Genomic DNA, 16,757 nt, shown 5'->3' with positions numbered 1-16,757 from the left:
GGCAGCCTGCGGGCCCGGACGTCGATGACGGCGAGTGTCGTGCACCAGAGCGTGAACAGGGCGAAAGCCAAGGCGGTCATGGCATTCAGCGTGCCGGAGCCGGCGCCGCCGCGACGCTGCCGGAAAGGTGGATGTGGATGAAGGATCGAGTTGTGAACAAGCGGTGGACCTGATTTCGGGTCTTCCGGGGCGGTTGCCGAGATCAGGGCGATGATCTGCGTTCCCGGATGCGGTGCCGCCGATGTTCGTACCGGAGGGGTCGGGCGGTAGCGTGGAAACATGTCTGCAGATCGCGCGGGACTGGCGCCCGACTATGCCGCGCGCCGAAGTGCGCTGCGCAGCCTGCTGGTGGAGAACGGAGTCGACGCACTCCTGGTCACCGACCTGGTGAACATCAGATATCTCACCGGCTTCACCGGTTCCAATGCCGCACTGCTGGTGCACTCCTGGGATATGCCCGAGGCCGAGGAGCGCACCGTGATCGGCACCGATGGCCGTTATCGCGATCAGATCGCCGCCCAGGTGCCGGATCTGCGCGGCGAGATCGCCCGCGCGACAACTCGCCGGATCGTGGAACTGGCCGGCGAATGGCAGCTCGGCCGGGTCGGATTCGAGAGCCACGTGGTGACCGTCGACCAGCATCGCGGGCTGGTCGACCAGCGCACCGGGTTGGATCTGGTCGCCACTCCCGGACTCGTCGAACAGTTGCGCACGGTCAAGGACGAGTACGAGATCGAACAGCTGCGGCGGGCGTGTGCGGCCGGAGACGCTGGGCTGGCGACGCTGCTCGAGCGCGGCGGATTGCGGCCGGGACGCACGGAACGGGAGGTCGCTCGCGATCTGGAGTGGGCGATGTTCGAGCACGGCGCCGAGGCGGTGTCCTTCGAGACGATCGTGGCCACCGGCGCCAATTCGGCGGTGCCGCATCATCGGCCCACCGGCGCGGTGCTCGCCCCCGGCGACTTCGTGAAGATCGATTTCGGGGCGGTCGTCGGCGGCTACCACTCCGACATGACGCGTACCTTCGTGCTCGGCTCGGCCTCGGACTGGCAGCGCGAGGTCTACGCCCTGGTCGCCGAAGCGCAGCGAGCCGGACGCAAGGCGCTGCGCCCGGGCGTACAGGCCGCCGAGGTGGATGCCGCATCCCGGTCGGTGATCGAGGCGGCAGGCCACGGCGATCTGTTCGTACACGGACTCGGTCACGGGGTCGGATTGCGCATTCACGAAGCGCCCGGAATCGCCAAGAACGCGCCCGGTACACTTCTGACCGGCGTGGCGGTGACCGTCGAGCCCGGTGTGTATTTTCCTGGCCGCGGCGGCGTCCGGATCGAGGACACGCTCGTGGTTCGTGAAGGGGGCCCCGAACTGCTCACCCACACCAGCAAAGACCTGACCGTCGTCGACTGACGACGGTAGCCGAGAACTAGGAGATCCGAGGACAGTGGCGGACACCAGCGACTTCAAGAACGGCCTCGTGCTGAAGATCGACGGTCAGCTCCAGCAGATCGTCGAATTCCAGCACGTCAAGCCGGGCAAGGGCCCCGCTTTCGTGCGGACCAAGTTGAAGAACGTCGTGTCCGGCAAGGTTGTCGACAAGACCTTCAACGCCGGCGTCAAGGTCGAGACCGCGACCGTCGACCGTCGCGACATGACCTACCTGTACCACGACGGCACCGACTACGTCTTCATGGACGGCGAGACCTTCGACCAGATCTCCATCTCCGAGGCGACCATCGGCGACGGCGCCCGCTTCCTGCTGGAGAACATGACCGTGCAGGTATCCATGCACGAGGGTGCGCCGCTCTACGTCGAGCTCCCGGTGTCGATCGAACTGGTCGTCCAGCACACCGACATCGGCCTGCAGGGCGATCGCTCCACCGGCGGCACCAAGCCCGCCACCCTGGAGACCGGCGCCGAGGTCCAGGTCCCGCTGTTCATCAACACCGGCGACAAGCTGCGTATCGACTCGCGCGACGGCAGCTACCTCGGCCGGGTCAACGCCTGATCGACAACTTCCACGGCGGTAGCCGGATTCGCCTCACGGCGGGACCGGCTACCGCTTCCATGTGTACAGACGGGATGATGTGACTGTGGTCGAACAGCCTGCGGACAAGAAGTCCTACAAGAAGCTCGGCGCCCGGCACAAGGCGCGGCGGCGGGCGGTGGACCTGTTGTTCGAGGCAGAGGCCCGCGACGTCGACGCCGCGGACCTGCTGATCGAACGCGGCGACCTGGCCACTCGTGATCAGTCGGTCGCGCCGCTGCACGCCTACACCCGCACGCTGGTCGAGGGCGTTGCCGACGAACTCGAGCGCGTGGACAGCGCCATCGAGTCGTATCTGCAGGACTGGACGTTGTCGCGGCTGCCCGCCGTGGATCGTGCGATCCTGCGGGTCGCCGTGTGGGAACTGTTCCACGCGACCGACGTGCCGCCGGTGGTGGCCGTCGATGAAGCGGTGGAACTGGCCAAGGAACTGTCCACCGACGATTCCCCGTCCTTCGTCAACGGCGTGCTCGGCCAGGTGGTGCTGGTCGCGCCGCAGGTGCGCGCCGCCGCCGCGGCCACGCGGACTCCGCGTCAGGAACCCGAAGCGTGATCAAGTACCTGGTCATGGCGATGCGCACGCCGCACTACGACGACGCGGTGATCCAGCCGCACCGCGACTTCCTGGCCGACCTGCTCGAACGCGGTCTGCTGGTGGAGAGTGGGAAGTTCGGCGACGGCAGCGGTGGCGCGTACGTACTCCTCGCCCGAAACCTCGACGCGGCACGCGAACTGGCGTTCGCCGATCCGCTGCACACCACCGGCGCCTCCGAACTCACCGTGCACGAGTGGGAGATCACCGTCTTCGCGTGAGGCGCCGCCGGTCCGGCTCCCACCGTGGGTGTACGGACCGGTGGGAGCCGCCGGGTCGGCGAACCGCACCGGTGTGCGTCCGGGGAGAGTGAGTGGACGCGGACCCGATTCTGCAACCTCGAGTGCAGTCGAGGTCAAGCCGGCGGTGCGAGCTAGGGCAGGATCGCGTCGAACCGCTGCTCGGCGTGGTCCAGCTGGTCGAGGATGTAGCGCTTCACGTGGTCGGCCAGCGGGGTGTCCGCGCGGTTGACCAGATCGCGGTAGACGTCGGTCAGCGGCCGGTACTTGGCCGCCAGCTTCGGCATGGCCGCGGCGTCGGCGTAGAGGATGCCGACGCCGTTGTCGGTGAAGTCCGAGAGTTTCACCACGCGGGCCCACGGGGCGTGCTCCAGCGCTTCGACGATGTGCTCGCGGTACTGCGTGTGGCGGTCGACGGCCGGATCGCGCTCGGGATTCGTCACCGCCGCGACGATGTCGGCGACCCGTCGGCCGAATTGCCCGGCCAGCACGTCCAGCGCCTGCTCGCGGGTCGCGCCCAGCTTCGCCGTGTGGTCTTCGATGGAATCGTGCAGCAGCGCCGCGGCCACCACATCGGGGTCGTGTACCTCGTAGTGGCTGATCACCCGGATGGCGACCCGCAGGAGATGAGTGAGGTAGGGCTCGCGGCCGTATCGGTCGTCCCGATGCAGCTCGGCGGCCAGGGCGAGTGCCTCGGTCGGCCGCGCCGGATCCGGCAGCGCGGCGATCTCGTGCAACAGTCGTTCCCGCAGGCCTGCCTCGCCGTAGACCTCGCTGATCGTGTGCAGTGGCATCACGGCCAGGACCTCCGCGCCCGGATTGCTCATCCCGCCAATGTATCGACATGCCGGCGCGAGGCGCGCACACCGCCACGAGGAGAACCGATATCCGTCGTCAATCCGCTTGCGGCACAAGGGTGTTCTGCCGGGCCGCGGTCTGCCATCGGCCGTCCTGCCGGACGAGGACGTACACGGCGATCATGGCGGGTTCGCGGTCCAGGAGTTCGCCGTCGGCGGTGGTCGCCCGCGCGGTCTTGTGCGCGATCGCGACGTCGGGCCGCAGGAAGGTGATGTCGCTGAGGTCGTAGCGGACGTACTCGTCCTTCAGGAAACCGGCGAGCCCGGCGCGATTGGCGGCCAACAGGGCGTCGTAGCCGCGGATCTGGATACCGAGGGCGTTCACCACCGAGGCGTCGGCGGTGAAGTCGGCGGTCATCAGTTCGGCGTCGTTGGTGTTGTAGGCCGTTTCGACGCGACGGATGATCTGCTCGATGGCGGTGACGTCGGCGGCGTGGTCCTGATCGTCATGGGCGGTGATCAGTGGTCCCTGATGTCGGATGCGCATGGCCGAAGCCTCGCACCTGAACAATGGTCGAGGTCAATGCCTCGGTCCGATCGAGATCGACTCAGCGCACGCCGTGCGGGCGGAACTGGACGCTGATGCGGGGGCCGACCGGCTTGCGAGTCTTCGGTACCGCGTGCTCCCAGGTCCGTTGGCAGGAGCCGCCCATGACCAGCAGATCGCCGTGGCCGAGCTCGTATCGGATGCCGGCCCCGCCGCGGCGGGGGCGCAGCAGGAGTGCGCGCGGTGCGCCGAGCGAGACGATGGCGACCATCGTGTCGTGGGTGGCGCCGCGGCCGATCGTGTCGCCGTGCCAGGCGACGCTGTCGCGGCCGTCCCGGTAGAAACACAGGCCCGCGGTGCGGAAGCGTTCACCCAGTTCGTCGCGGTAATGGTCGCTGAGCGCGGTGCGCGCCTCGGCCAGAATCGGATCCGGCAGTTCGGCGTGTTCGGGATAGAAGCAGAGCAGCCGCGGCACGTCCACGACGCGGTCGTACATCGGTCGCCGCTCGGCTTGCCAGGGGACCCCGCGCGCCAAGTGGTCGAAGAGCGTGTCGGCGCCGGAGAGCCAGCCGGGAAGCAGGTCGACCCACGCGCCGTCGCCGAGTTCCGTGCGGCGGAGGGTATCGAGCGAGCCGAGTTCGACCTCGCCGAATCCGTCGAGCAGGGAGCCTTGCAGCCATGCCGTCACCTGCGCGACGTTACACCTGTTCGAACGTATGTGCTAGCGCGTAGATCGGCGAAAATCGGACATCATGGCCATTCGCGGGACTGGAGGGCCGGATTCGCTTAGCGTCGACAGGACGTGGGAGCGAGCGGTGACGGTCGCGGTGGGATCGGCGGGGAGAGTGGGGATGGTCGAGTACGGCAGGGCGCCGATGGCGGGGGTGGCGATGACGGCGATCGGCGTGGCGGTGATCCGCGCGCGTGAATCGGCTCGGCCCGACCGCCTCTACGACGACCCGTTCGCGCGGTTGTTCGTCCATGTCGCTCATGCCCAGTTCGCCGGTACGCCCGACGGCGAGGACCGGTGGGCGAGCATGCTCGAACTCGCCGACGTGTTCTACGAGGGGCGCACCTGCGCGGTCCGGCTGGTCGACGACAGCGTGTCCGCCGCGGCGGCCGCAGGCTGCGAGCAGTTCGTCCTGCTCGGCGCGGGGCTGGACACTCGCGCGTTCCGTATGCCGCTGACTTCGCGAACCCGGTTCTACGAGATCGACCTGCGCGAACTGTTCGCCTTCAAGGAGTCGGTGCTCGACCGCGCCGCGGCGGTACCGGTCTGCGAGCGGATCACGCTGTCCGCCGATCTGCGCGGCGACTGGGGTGAGACGCTGCGCGACAGCGGTTTCCGCCCGGACATGCCGACCCATTGGATCGACGAAGGCGTGCTCGGCTATCTCGCCACCGATGCCGCATGGGCGGTCGTCGACACGATCACCGCACTCTCCGCGCCGGGCAGTACGTTCGAGATCGGCCGGTTCGCGGTGTCGGCGGAGCAGCCGAGATACGCGGCGCTGGGCGCGCTGGTCCGTGGCGGCAGGCCGGCCGGTGGTGAGAGCGGGCTCGGCGTGGACGTGCGTCCCGGGTTCGAACGGCGGGGATGGCGCACCAGCTTCCGCTCCTGGGACGAACTGATCGCCCCGCTCGGCCGTGGCGTGCCCACCGGCGAATCCGAAGCGGGCATCGTGCTCGCGGTCCGGCGATAGCGGTCCGGCTCACCGGCGACCCGCCGTGGCCCCGCTCACCGATCCGGCGTGGGGCGGCTCACACCCGGCTGTGCCTGCTGAAAGGCCCGTCCGGGCCGCTGTTAGGCTGCAATCCGTAAGACATCCTTTAACGGACCGTCCGGTGAGGCGGGGAAGGAGGTCGGCATGGCCGTGCCCGGAGATCGGGCGGCTGGGTCTGCCGAGACTGCCAAGTCTGCCGAGCAGTCACAGCGCCACACACCCGATTGGGTGGCCTCGGGCCGGGAGCTGTTGTCCGCTTCCGATGTCGGCAGGACCATCGCGCGCATCGCGCATCAGATCATCGAGAAGACCGCGCTGGACGCGGGCGAGGCGGGCGCGCCGCGCGTGGTGCTGATCGGCATCCCGACCCGCGGTACCACCCTGGCCGCGCGGCTCACCGACAAGATCGAGGAGTTCTCCGGCGTGCGTCCCGCGCTCGGGTCCCTCGACATCACGCTCTACCGCGATGATCTGCGCACCCGTCCGCACCGCCCGCTCGAGCGCACGTCGGTGCCCGTGGGCGGGATCGAGGACGCACTCGTGGTACTCGTCGACGATGTGCTGTTCTCCGGGCGGACCGTGCGGTCGGCCCTGGACGGCCTGCGCGACCTCGGCCGCCCCCGCGCCGTGCAACTGGCCGTGCTGGTCGACCGCGGACACCGAGAGCTTCCGATCCGCGCCGACTACGTGGGCAAGAACGTGCCGACCTCGCGCACCGAGGACATCTCCGTGCTGCTGACCGAACACGACGGTCGCGACGGTGTGTACCTCCACCACGAGGAAGCGTGAGCATGCGACATCTGTTGAGCGTGACCGATCTGGATCGAGTCGCGGCCACCGAACTACTCGACGAAGCCGAGCGTTTCGAGCAGGCGCTGCTCGGCCGCGAGGTGCACAAGCTGCCCACGCTGCGCGGGCGCACCGTGATGACGGTCTTCTACGAGAACTCCACCCGCACCCGCGTCTCCTTCGAGGTGGCGGGCAAGTGGATGAGCGCCGACGTGATCAACGTCAGCGCGAGCTCGTCCTCGGTGTCCAAGGGCGAATCGTTACGTGACACCGCGCTGACCCTGCACGCGGCGGGCGCCGACGCGCTGATCGTGCGCCACCCGGCCTCGGGCGCGGCCCATCAGATCGCGCGCTGGATGGACGGCTGGGCCCGCGAGACCGGCCGCACCACCGGCCCGGCGATCATCAATGCCGGCGACGGCACCCACGAACATCCCACCCAGGCGCTGCTCGACGCGCTCACGCTGCGCCAGCGGCTCGGCGACATCGAGGGCAAGCGGGTGCTGATCGTCGGCGACATCCTGCACAGCCGGGTGGCCCGCTCGAACGTCTTCCTGCTGCATACGCTGGGCGCGGAGGTGGTGCTCGTCGCGCCGCGCACACTGCTGCCGGTGGGTGTGCAGAGCTGGCCCGCGCGGATCTCGCACCATCTCGACGCGGAACTGCCCGGCGCCGACGCGGTGCTGATGCTGCGGGTGCAGGCCGAACGTATGAACGGCGGGTTCTTCCCGTCGGCCCGCGAGTACGCGGTGAACTACGGGTTGTCCGAGCGGCGGCTGGCGATGCTCGAAGAGCACGCCGTCGTCATGCATCCGGGACCGATGCTGCGCGGTATGGAGATCGCCTCCGCCGTGGCGGATTCGCCGCAGGCGGCGGTGCTGCAGCAGGTCACCAACGGCGTGCACATGCGGATGGCGGTGCTGTTCCGGCTGCTGGTGGGCACCCAGGAGGCGATCGCGTGAACGATTTCGATCGGGAGGAGACGGTATGAGCGGGCTGCTGATCAAAGGCGCCCTGATCTACGGCGAGGGCGAACCGGTCGACGTCTTCATCGACGAGGGCGAGATACGCCAGATCGGAACCGATCTGGGTGTGGTGGATGCCGAGATCGTCGAGGCGCACGGTCAGGTGCTGCTGCCCGGGTTCGTCGATCTGCACACCCACCTGCGTGAACCCGGCCGCGAGGACACCGAGACGATCGAGTCCGGCTCGGCCGCCGCGGCGCTGGGCGGCTACACCGCGGTGTTCGCGATGGCCAATACCAACCCGGTGGCAGACTCGGTCGTCGTCACCGACCACGTGTGGCGCCGGGGGCAGGAGGTCGGCCTGGTCGACGTGCATCCGGTGGGGGCGGTGACGGTGGGCCTGGCGGGCAAGCAGCTCGCCGAGATGGGCACGATGGCCGCCGGTGTCGGCGGCGTGCGGATGTTCTCCGACGACGGGCACTGCGTCTACGACCCGCTGATCATGCGGCGCGCGCTGGAGTACTCGCACTCCCTCGGCGTGCTGATCGCCCAGCACGCCGAGGAGCCGCGACTGACCGAGGGCGCGGTCGCGCACGAGGGCCCGACCGCGGCTCGGCTGGGATTGACGGGCTGGCCGCGCGCAGCCGAGGAGTCCATCGTGGCCCGTGACGCGCTGCTGGCCCGTGACGCCGGTGCTCGTGTGCACATCTGCCACGCCTCCACCGCGGGCACCGTGGAGCTGGTGAAGTGGGCGAAGTCGCAGGGCATCTCGATCACCGCCGAGGTGACCCCCCACCACCTGCTGCTCGACGACTCGCGGCTGGAGACCTACGACGCGGTCAACAAGGTCAATCCGCCGCTGCGTGAGGCCTCCGACGTGCAGGCGCTGCGCCGTGCCGTCGCGGAGGGCATCATCGACTGTGTCGCCACCGACCACGCCCCGCACGCCGAGCAGGACAAATGCTGCGAATTCGCGGCCGCCCGCCCCGGCATGCTCGGCCTGGAGACCGCGCTGTCGATCATCGTGGAGACGCTGGTGCGTCCCGGTCTGCTGGACTGGCGCGGAGTGGCGCGAGTGATGAGCGAACGGCCCGCCCAGATCGTCGGTCTCGATGATCACGGCAGGCCGATCGAGGTCGGCGAACCGGCCAACCTGACCCTGGTGGATCCGGACGTCACGTGGAGCGTGCGGGCGAAGGAACTGGCCAGCATCTCCGAGAACACCCCGTTCGCGGAGATGACCCTGCCCGCCAAGGTCACGGCCACGCTCTTGCGCGGGCGGATCACCGCACGCGACGGGGTCGCGGCGCAGCCGCAGAATGTGGGGAGCGCATAGTGGATCTGGAGAGATCGCTCTGGGTGCTCATCTGCGTGATCCTTTTCGCGCTCGGCGTGTGGGGGATGTACCGGGGCTGGGTGAACCGGGCCGCGCGGCAGGCCGAGCGCATCGGTGAACTGCCGCCGGTGCCCGCCGACCTGGGCGCACAGGTACTGGAACCGACGACCGGCCTGTATCTGGGCAGCACCATCGCGCCCAGCTGGCAGGACCGGATCGCGGTGGGGGATCTGGGGTTCCGCGCCACCGCGGAACTGACGAAGTTCGAACGGGGGATTCTGCTCGAACGCGACGGGGCGGCGACGATCTGGATTCCCGGTGAATCCGTGACGGCGATCCGCACCGAACGCGGGCATGCGGGCAAGGTGATGACGGAAGATGGTGTGCTGGTAATTCGCTGGAAGCTGCCGACGGGAACCGAGATCGATACCGGTTTCCGGGGAGACGACAAGACGGTGTACCCGGCGTGGGCCGCGTCGATGACGAAAGAAGACGACAGATGAGCGCAGATTCTGCTGCTGCCCTGGTGCTCGAGGACGGCCGGGTGTTCCGTGGCACGGCCTACGGTGCGGTGGGACAGACCCTCGGCGAGGCGGTGTTCTGCACCGCGATGACCGGGTACCAGGAAACCCTGACCGATCCGAGCTACCACCGCCAGATCGTGGTGGCCACGGCTCCGCAGATCGGCAACACGGGCTGGAACGACGAGGACGACGAGTCGCAGAAGATCTGGGTCGCCGGGTACGCCGTGCGCGACCCCGCGCGACTGGCCTCCAACTGGCGGGCCACCACGACGCTGCCCGCGGAACTGGACGAGCAGGGCATCGTCGGCATCGCCGGGATCGACACCCGCGCCCTGGTGCGCCACCTGCGCACCCGCGGGTCGATGAAGGCGGGCATCTTCTCCGGCGACGCGCTGGCGGGCACCGAGGAACTGGTTGCCCGGGTCACCGGCCAGCCCTCGATGCTGGGCGCCGACCTGGCCGAAGAGGTCTCCACCGACTCGATCTACACCATCGAGCCGGACGGCGATCCCCGCTTCACCGTGGTCGCCGTCGACCTGGGCATCAAGACCAACACCCCGCGCATGTTCGCCGAGCGCGGACTGCGGGTGCACGTGGTGCCCTCCACCACCTCGCTGGACCAGCTGCTCGAGCTGAAGCCGGACGGGGTCTTCCTGTCCAACGGACCGGGCGACCCGGCCACCCAGGACAGCGCGGTCGCGATCACCCAGGGCGTGCTCGAACGCGGTCTGCCGCTGTTCGGCATCTGCTTCGGCAACCAGATCCTGGGCCGTGCGCTGGGCCGCAACACCTACAAGATGAAGTTCGGCCATCGCGGCATCAACATCCCGGTTGTCGAGCACGAGACCGGCCGCATCTCGATCACCGCGCAGAACCACGGGTTCGCGCTCGAAGGCGAGAAGGGCGAGCAGTTCGACACCCCGTTCGGCCGCGCCGAGGTCAGCCACGTGTGCGCCAACGACGGAACCGTGGAGGGCGTGCGCCTGCTCGACGGCCGCGCGTTCTCGGTGCAGTACCACCCCGAGGCCGCCGCGGGTCCGCACGATGCCGCATATCTGTTCGACCGCTTCGCCGGTCTCATGGAAGGAGCCTGATGCCACGCCGCGAGGATCTACGCCACATCCTGGTGATCGGCTCGGGCCCGATCGTCATCGGCCAGGCCTGCGAGTTCGACTACTCGGGTACCCAGGCCTGCCGGGTGCTCGAGGCCGAGGGCCTGCGCGTTTCGCTGGTCAACTCGAACCCGGCCACGATCATGACCGACCCGGAGTTCGCCGACGCCACCTACGTCGAGCCGATCACCCCGGAGTTCGTCGAGAAGGTCATCGCCAAGGAGCGCCCCGACGCCATCCTGGCCACCCTCGGCGGCCAGACCGCGCTCAACACCGCGGTCGCGCTGCACGAGCGCGGTGTCCTGGAGAAGTACGACGTCGAGCTGATCGGTGCCGACTTCGATGCCATCCAGCGCGGTGAGGACCGGCAGAAGTTCAAGGACATCGTCGCCTCCGTCGGCGGCGAGAGCGCCCGCTCGCGGGTCTGCTACACCATGGACGAAGTGCGCGAAACCGTCGCCGAGCTGGGCTTCCCCGTCGTGGTGCGCCCCTCGTTCACCATGGGCGGCCTCGGCTCGGGCATGGCCTACAACGACGAGGACCTGGACCGGATCGCCGGCGGCGGCCTGGCCGCCTCGCCGACCGCCAACGTCCTCATCGAGGAATCCATCCTCGGGTGGAAGGAATACGAGCTCGAGCTGATGCGCGACAGCCGCGACAACGTCGTGGTGGTGTGCTCGATCGAGAACGTGGACCCGATGGGCGTGCACACCGGCGACTCGATGACCGTCGCGCCGGCCATGACGCTCACCGACCGCGAGTACCAGAAGCTGCGCGACCTGGGCATCGCCATCCTGCGCGCGGTCGGCGTCGACACCGGCGGCTGCAATATCCAGTTCGCGGTGAACCCGGCCGACGGCCGTCTCATCGTCATCGAGATGAACCCGCGCGTCTCGCGGTCCTCGGCGCTGGCCTCCAAGGCCACCGGCTTCCCGATCGCCAAGATCGCCGCCAAGCTGGCCATCGGCTACACCCTCGACGAGATCGTCAACGACATCACCAAGGAGACCCCGGCCTGCTTCGAGCCGACGCTGGACTACGTCGTCGTCAAGGCGCCGCGGTTCGCGTTCGAGAAGTTCCCCGGTGCCGACGCCACCCTGACCACCACCATGAAGTCGGTGGGCGAGGCGATGTCGCTCGGCCGCAACTTCTCCGAGGCGCTGGGCAAGGTGCTGCGGTCGCTGGAGACCAAGGCCGCGGGATTCTGGACCCAGGAGGACGGCCCGTGGGCGCCGGTCGACGGTGACGTCGCCGGGGCGATCGACAAGATCCTCGCCGATCTGCGCGTGCCCACCGAAGGTCGCATCTACCAGGTCGAACGCGCTCTGCGCTACGGCGCGAGCATCGAGGACGTGGCCGCCGCGTCCGGCATCGACCCGTGGTTCGTCGCCGAGGTCGCCGGGCTGGTGGAACTGCGCGCCGAGCTGCTCGACGCCCCGGTGCTCGACGAGCGGCTGCTGCGCCGCGCCAAGTACTACGGCATGTCCGACCGGCAGCTGGCCGCGCTGCGTCCCGAGCTCGCCGGCGAGAGCGGGGTGCGCTCGCTGCGGCACCGCCTCGGCATCCGGCCGGTCTACAAGACCGTCGACACCTGCGCCGCGGAGTTCGAGGCCAAGACGCCGTACCACTACTCGACCTACGAGCTGGATCCGGCGGCCGAGAGCGAAGTCGCGCCGCAGCGCGAACGCGAGAAGGTCATCATCCTGGGTTCGGGCCCGAACCGCATCGGTCAGGGCATCGAGTTCGACTACTCGTGCGTGCACGCGGCGCTGACGCTGTCGGAGGCCGGGTACGAGACGGTGATGGTCAACTGCAACCCGGAGACCGTCTCCACCGACTACGACACCGCCGACCGGCTCTACTTCGAGCCGCTGACCTTCGAGGACGTGCTCGAGGTCTACCACGCCGAGAGCGAGTCGGGCACCGTGGTCGGCGTCATCGTGCAGCTGGGCGGACAGACCCCGCTCGGCTTGGCGCAGCGTCTGACCGACGCCGGTGTGCCGGTGGTCGGCACCAGCGCCGCCGCCATCGACCTGGCCGAGGACCGCGGCGAGTTCGGCGACGTGCTGGTCGCGGCTGGGCTGCCCGCGCCGAAGTACGGCACCGCCACCACGGTCGAGCAGGCCAAGAAGATCGCCGCTGGCATCGGTTACCCGGTGCTGGTGCGCCCGTCCTACGTGCTCGGCGGTCGCGGCATGGAGATCGTCTACGACGAGAAGTCCCTCGAGGGCTACATCTCCCGTGCCACCGAGCTCAACCCCGATCATCCGGTGCTGGTCGACCGCTTCCTGGAAGACGCCATCGAGATCGACGTCGACGCCCTGTGCGACGGCGAGGAGGTCTTCCTCGGCGGTGTGATGGAGCACATCGAGGAAGCGGGCATCCACTCCGGCGACTCGGCGTGCGCGCTCCCACCGATCACCCTCGGCCGCAGCGATATCGAGGCGGTGCGCCGCTCGACCGTCGCGCTGGCCAAGGGCATCGGGGTGAAGGGCCTGCTCAACGTGCAGTACGCGCTCAAGGACGATGTGCTCTACGTGCTCGAGGCCAACCCGCGCGCCAGCCGCACGGTGCCGTTCGTCTCCAAGGCCACCGCGGTGCCGCTGGCCAAGGCGGCCGCGCGGATCATGCTCGGCGCCACCATCGCCGAATTGCGCAAGGAAGGCATGCTGCCCGCCGAGGGCGACGGCGGACATGTCCCGATGGACGCGCCGGTCGCGGTCAAGGAAGCCGTGCTGCCGTTCCACCGGTTCCGCCGCGCCGACGGCAGCGGGGTCGACTCGCTGCTGTCCCCGGAGATGAAGTCCACCGGCGAGGTGATGGGCATCGACGCCGATTTCGGCACCGCCTTCGCCAAGAGCCAGACCGCCTCCTACGGCTCGCTGCCCACCGAGGGCACGGTGTTCGTCTCCATCGCCAACCGCGACAAGCGGGCGATGGTCTTCCCGGTCAAGCGTCTGCACGACCTGGGCTTCCGGGTGCTGGCCACCGAGGGCACCGCGGAGATGTTGCGCCGCAACGGTATTCCGTGCGAGCGGGTGCGCAAGCACTCCGAGCCCGGCCCTGCCGACGAGCCGACCATCGTGGAGCAGATCCGCGACGGTGAGGTCGACATGGTGTTCAACACCCCGTACGGCAACTCCGGTCCGCGCGTGGACGGCTACGAGATCCGCACCGCCGCGGTGGGCGCGAACATCCCGTGCATCACCACTGTGCAGGGCGCGGCGGCCGCGGTACAGGGCATCGAGGCAGGCATCAACGGCGGAATCGGGGTGCGGTCCCTGCAGGAACTGCATTCGGCGCTGCGCGGGTGAATCGGCAGGCAGACCATGCTGGGAGGAATTCGGTGAGCAGCTTCGGCATCCGATTACGGGATGCGATGGACCGATTCGGCCCGCTGTGCGTCGGGATCGATCCGCACCCGCACCTGTTACGGGAGTGGGGCCTGAGCGAGGACGCCGAAGGGCTCGAACGGTTCGCCGAGATCTGTGTCGAGGCCTTCGACGGCACGGTGGCGCTGGTCAAGCCGCAGGTCGCGTTCTTCGAGGCCTACGGCTCGGTGGGCATCGCGGTGCTCGAACGCGCCGTGGAGGTGCTGCGCGGATCGGGCACCCTCGTGCTCGCCGACGCCAAGCGCGGTGACATCGGGTCCACGATGGACGCCTACGCGCGGACCTGGCTGGCGGACGGACCGCTCGGTTCGGATGCCGTCACGGTGTCGCCGTACCTCGGGTTCGGCTCCCTCGCCCCGGCGCTGGAGCTGGCGGAGAAGCATGGTCGCGGGGTGTTCGTGCTGGCGGCCACCTCCAATCCGGAGGGGGCGCAGGTGCAGACCGCCGTCGCGGCCGACGGGCGCAGCGTGGCACAGACGATGGTCGACGAAGCGGCGGCCCGAAACGCGGGAGCGGAGTTCGGCTCGCTCGGCGTCGTCGTCGGCGCCACCCTGGCCGCCGCGCCCGATCTGTCCGCGCTCAACGGGCCGGTCCTGATGCCCGGCGTCGGTGCTCAGGGCGGTGGGCCGGAGTCGGTGCGTGAGCTGGTTCCCGAGGAGATGCTGCGGGCCGTGGTGCCCAACGTCTCGCGCGAAGTCCTGCGCGAGGGGCCCTCGGTCTCCGCCCTGCGCGCCAGGGTGGATGCGCTGCAGGCCGAATTCGCTTTCCTCCGAAAGTGATACGGGAGGTTTGGCGCTGCCCCGGTATGGGTACCTGGCGTCCGTACTGCCCGCTGGAAGCGTTCCTGTAGCGGTTTCGGTGCCGGAGCGACCCTCCGACAACCCCCGCGGCCTTGTTCGCGGCAGGAGCGCGGCAGGGCGTTCGCCGCGAAGAGTTCCGACGAGGCCCCGAGCAGGTCACCCGCTCGGGGCCTCGTCGCGTATCGGGTCGCCATGACACATGTGTTCGATGCGACACGCGCAAGAAATGCGCGACACGCGGGCGGAATCCAGAAAGTTCCTGGTCGGAGGGGGAAGTTTGCCGGGCGGTGATCGGCCGCTCCCGCTATCTGTCGGCTAACTCGGCCGTGAACCGGAAAATCGCAGGTCGAGGCGTTTTCGTGGATTTCCGGAGTACGATCACGGCTATAGCCGGAGCGCGGCGCGCATCCCGCGCCGTTCGCCCTTACGGCATACGGAATCATGCGCTGACCTGGGGGGTGGGTTCGCAATCGGCGGACGTCGTGGGTACGGTCGCTGGAGCCGTCGGCTCTTCGACGGCTTGATTAGCAATGAACGATGAGACGGAGGAACCGTGGCCCTTCCCCAGCTGACTGACGAGCAGCGCGCCGCTGCTCTGGAGAAGGCGGCTGCCGCTCGCCGCGCTCGGGCAGAGCTCAAGGAGCGCTTGAAGCGTGGCGGCACCGACCTGAAGAGCGTGCTCGCCGATGCCGAAACCGACGAGATCCTCGGCAAGATGAAGGTGTCGGCTCTGCTCGAGGCCCTGCCCAAGGTCGGCAAGGTCAAGGCTGCCGAGATCATGAGCGAACTGGAAATCGCCCCCACCCGCCGTCTGCGCGGGCTCGGCGATCGGCAGCGCAAGGCGCTGCTGGCCCGATTCGACTTCGACGCCTGACATCGAGGTGGTCGAACACACGCGGAAGGGTCGACTGGTAGTTCTGGTCGGCCCCTCGGCCGTCGGTAAGTCGACGGTCGTGCGGTGCGTGCGGGAGCGCCTGCCCGGACTGGTCTTCAGTGTGTCGGCGACGACCCGGGCCCCCCGGCCCGGGGAGGTCGACGGCCGGGACTACCGGTTCGTCACCCGGGCCGAGTTCGACGCCATGATCGAAGCAGGCGAACTGCTCGAATGGGCAGAGATCCACGGTGGGCTCCAGCGGTCGGGAACCCCGGCCGGGCCGGTGCGCGAAGCGCTGGCCGAAGGTAAGAACGTTCTGCTCGAGGTCGATCTCGAGGGCGCGCGTTCGGTACGCGCGGTCATGCCGGAGGCGCGGCTGGTCTTCCTGGCTCCGCCGAGCTGGGAAGAACTCGTTTCCCGGCTCACCTCTCGCGGCACCGAAACGCCCGAGGTGATCGAACGCAGGCTCGCAACCGCCAAGGTCGAACTGGCTGCCTGTGACGAGTTCGACAACATCATCGTGAACGACGACGTGACCGACGCCTGTGAGCAGTTGGTATCGTTGTTCATCAGCACGAATTCGAGATAGTGCCCGGAGCGGGCGGCGCGGACCGGCGAATGCCGTGTCCGGCCGCCGGCTCGATCGTCTCGCATGACACACCCGTCACACACGACCGCAGGAGCCTCCCCAGTGAGCGACACCAAGACCGTGCCCGCGTACGACACCCCGATCGGTCTGACCAACCCTCCGATCGACGAGCTGCTCGAGCGCACGTCGTCGAAGTACGCGCTGGTCATCTACGCGGCCAAGCGGGCGCGTCAGATCAACGACTACTACAACCAGCTCGGCGACGGCATCCTCGAGTACGTCGGCCCGCTGGTCGAGCCGGGTCTGCAGGAGAAGCCGCTCTCGGTCGCCTTGCGCGAGATCCACGCCGACCTGCTCGAGCACACCGAAGGCGAGTGACTCCACCCTCGGTAGCCGTCCGGTTCGGTCGGCACGTCGAGATCAGCTAGAACAC

18 protein-coding genes are annotated in these 16,757 nt (G+C 68.8%); 15 read left to right on the top strand and 3 right to left on the bottom strand.

Features of this window, described 5'->3' with window-relative positions; translation table 11 throughout:
* Positions 1 to 279: 279 nt before the first annotated feature.
* The 4 genes from ON26_RS16745 (at position 280) to ON26_RS16730 (ending at position 2,857) form a co-directional block, all read left to right on the top strand.
* Positions 280 to 1,407, top strand: a complete 1,128-nt coding sequence (locus ON26_RS16745) for a M24 family metallopeptidase (RefSeq protein ID WP_051027155.1) — start codon at positions 280 to 282, stop codon at positions 1,405 to 1,407.
* Between the two features lie 34 nt (positions 1,408 to 1,441).
* Positions 1,442 to 2,005: an elongation factor P gene (gene efp, locus ON26_RS16740; protein WP_040797083.1), complete on the top strand. Its 564-nt coding sequence runs from the start codon at positions 1,442 to 1,444 to the stop codon at positions 2,003 to 2,005.
* Between the two features lie 85 nt (positions 2,006 to 2,090).
* Positions 2,091 to 2,597, top strand: coding sequence for a transcription antitermination factor NusB (gene nusB, locus ON26_RS16735; RefSeq protein WP_040797108.1), 507 nt, complete (start codon positions 2,091 to 2,093; stop codon positions 2,595 to 2,597).
* A complete protein-coding gene (locus tag ON26_RS16730; protein ID WP_218000593.1) occupies positions 2,594 to 2,857 on the top strand; it encodes a YciI family protein in 264 nt (87 codons plus the stop codon). The genes nusB and ON26_RS16730 overlap by 4 nt, the downstream gene beginning before the upstream one ends.
* A 152-nt stretch (positions 2,858 to 3,009) precedes the next feature.
* Here the strand turns inward: ON26_RS16730 and ON26_RS16725 are convergent, their stop codons facing one another.
* From ON26_RS16725 to ON26_RS16715, 3 genes are all read right to left on the bottom strand, one after another.
* On the bottom strand, positions 3,010 to 3,702 hold the full coding sequence (locus tag ON26_RS16725; RefSeq protein WP_040797082.1) for an HD domain-containing protein: 693 nt from the start codon (positions 3,700 to 3,702) through the stop codon (positions 3,010 to 3,012).
* A gap of 67 nt (positions 3,703 to 3,769) precedes the next feature.
* Entirely contained in the window at positions 3,770 to 4,219 is a 450-nt protein-coding gene (locus ON26_RS16720; RefSeq protein WP_051027154.1) for an SgcJ/EcaC family oxidoreductase, read from the bottom strand.
* A 61-nt stretch (positions 4,220 to 4,280) separates the two neighbouring features.
* Entirely contained in the window at positions 4,281 to 4,907 is a 627-nt protein-coding gene (locus ON26_RS16715; RefSeq protein ID WP_040797081.1) for an alpha-ketoglutarate-dependent dioxygenase AlkB, read from the bottom strand.
* Between the two features lie 127 nt (positions 4,908 to 5,034).
* Here ON26_RS16715 and ON26_RS16710 point away from each other — a divergent pair, with 127 nt between their 5' ends.
* The 11 genes from ON26_RS16710 to rpoZ all read left to right on the top strand — a co-directional run bounded on the left by ON26_RS16710 (position 5,035) and on the right by rpoZ (position 16,702).
* Complete coding sequence (locus ON26_RS16710) at positions 5,035 to 5,922, top strand: SAM-dependent methyltransferase (RefSeq protein WP_245545879.1); 888 nt, start codon at positions 5,035 to 5,037, stop codon at positions 5,920 to 5,922.
* A gap of 165 nt (positions 5,923 to 6,087) precedes the next feature.
* Positions 6,088 to 6,732, top strand: a complete 645-nt coding sequence (pyrR, locus tag ON26_RS16705; RefSeq protein ID WP_040797079.1) for a bifunctional pyr operon transcriptional regulator/uracil phosphoribosyltransferase PyrR — start codon at positions 6,088 to 6,090, stop codon at positions 6,730 to 6,732.
* 2 nt (positions 6,733 to 6,734) lie between these two features.
* Positions 6,735 to 7,694, top strand: coding sequence for an aspartate carbamoyltransferase catalytic subunit (locus tag ON26_RS16700; RefSeq protein ID WP_040797078.1), 960 nt, complete (start codon positions 6,735 to 6,737; stop codon positions 7,692 to 7,694).
* A 25-nt stretch (positions 7,695 to 7,719) separates the two neighbouring features.
* Positions 7,720 to 9,033, top strand: a complete 1,314-nt coding sequence (locus ON26_RS16695; protein ID WP_040797077.1) for a dihydroorotase — start codon at positions 7,720 to 7,722, stop codon at positions 9,031 to 9,033.
* A gap of 5 nt (positions 9,034 to 9,038) precedes the next feature.
* A complete protein-coding gene (locus ON26_RS16690; protein ID WP_040797105.1) occupies positions 9,039 to 9,536 on the top strand; it encodes a PH-like domain-containing protein in 498 nt (165 codons plus the stop codon).
* A complete protein-coding gene (carA, locus tag ON26_RS16685) occupies positions 9,533 to 10,651 on the top strand; it encodes a glutamine-hydrolyzing carbamoyl-phosphate synthase small subunit (protein ID WP_040797076.1) in 1,119 nt (372 codons plus the stop codon). Before ON26_RS16690 ends, carA begins: the two co-directional genes overlap by 4 nt.
* Positions 10,651 to 13,983 (top strand): carbamoyl-phosphate synthase large subunit, encoded by a 3,333-nt coding sequence (carB, locus tag ON26_RS16680; protein WP_040797075.1) that lies wholly within the window; start codon positions 10,651 to 10,653, stop codon positions 13,981 to 13,983. The genes carA and carB overlap by 1 nt, the downstream gene beginning before the upstream one ends.
* A 32-nt stretch (positions 13,984 to 14,015) precedes the next feature.
* Entirely contained in the window at positions 14,016 to 14,840 is an 825-nt protein-coding gene (gene pyrF / locus ON26_RS16675) for an orotidine-5'-phosphate decarboxylase (RefSeq protein ID WP_040797074.1), read from the top strand.
* A 574-nt stretch (positions 14,841 to 15,414) separates the two neighbouring features.
* A complete protein-coding gene (gene mihF / locus ON26_RS16670; RefSeq protein ID WP_011210150.1) occupies positions 15,415 to 15,735 on the top strand; it encodes an integration host factor, actinobacterial type in 321 nt (106 codons plus the stop codon).
* 7 nt (positions 15,736 to 15,742) lie between these two features.
* Positions 15,743 to 16,324, top strand: coding sequence for a guanylate kinase (gene gmk / locus ON26_RS16665; RefSeq protein ID WP_040797073.1), 582 nt, complete (start codon positions 15,743 to 15,745; stop codon positions 16,322 to 16,324).
* Between the two features lie 102 nt (positions 16,325 to 16,426).
* A complete protein-coding gene (gene rpoZ, locus ON26_RS16660) occupies positions 16,427 to 16,702 on the top strand; it encodes a DNA-directed RNA polymerase subunit omega (protein WP_040797072.1) in 276 nt (91 codons plus the stop codon).
* Positions 16,703 to 16,757 lie beyond the last annotated feature (55 nt).

It is taken from the genome of Nocardia higoensis NBRC 100133 (assembly GCF_000308595.1).
GTDB lineage: Bacteria > Actinomycetota > Actinomycetes > Mycobacteriales > Mycobacteriaceae > Nocardia > Nocardia higoensis.
Note: the sequence above shows the minus strand (reverse complement) of the source record. Positions and strands in the feature narration are given on the sequence as shown.

Excerpts from the sequence above, each read along its gene's own strand:
- ON26_RS16725 (WP_040797082.1), bottom strand. The coding sequence starts at position 3,702 with ATGAGCAATCCGGGCGCGGAGGTCCTGGCCGTGATGCCACTGCACACG.
- carA (WP_040797076.1), top strand. The coding sequence starts at position 9,533 with ATGAGCGCAGATTCTGCTGCTGCCCTGGTGCTCGAGGACGGCCGGGTG.
- ON26_RS16720 (WP_051027154.1), bottom strand. The coding sequence starts at position 4,219 with ATGCGCATCCGACATCAGGGACCACTGATCACCGCCCATGACGATCAG.
- ON26_RS16700 (WP_040797078.1), top strand. The coding sequence starts at position 6,735 with ATGCGACATCTGTTGAGCGTGACCGATCTGGATCGAGTCGCGGCCACC.
- ON26_RS16745 (WP_051027155.1), top strand. The coding sequence starts at position 280 with ATGTCTGCAGATCGCGCGGGACTGGCGCCCGACTATGCCGCGCGCCGA.
- ON26_RS16695 (WP_040797077.1), top strand. The coding sequence starts at position 7,720 with ATGAGCGGGCTGCTGATCAAAGGCGCCCTGATCTACGGCGAGGGCGAA.
- pyrR (WP_040797079.1), top strand. The coding sequence starts at position 6,088 with ATGGCCGTGCCCGGAGATCGGGCGGCTGGGTCTGCCGAGACTGCCAAG.
- carB (WP_040797075.1), top strand. The coding sequence starts at position 10,651 with ATGCCACGCCGCGAGGATCTACGCCACATCCTGGTGATCGGCTCGGGC.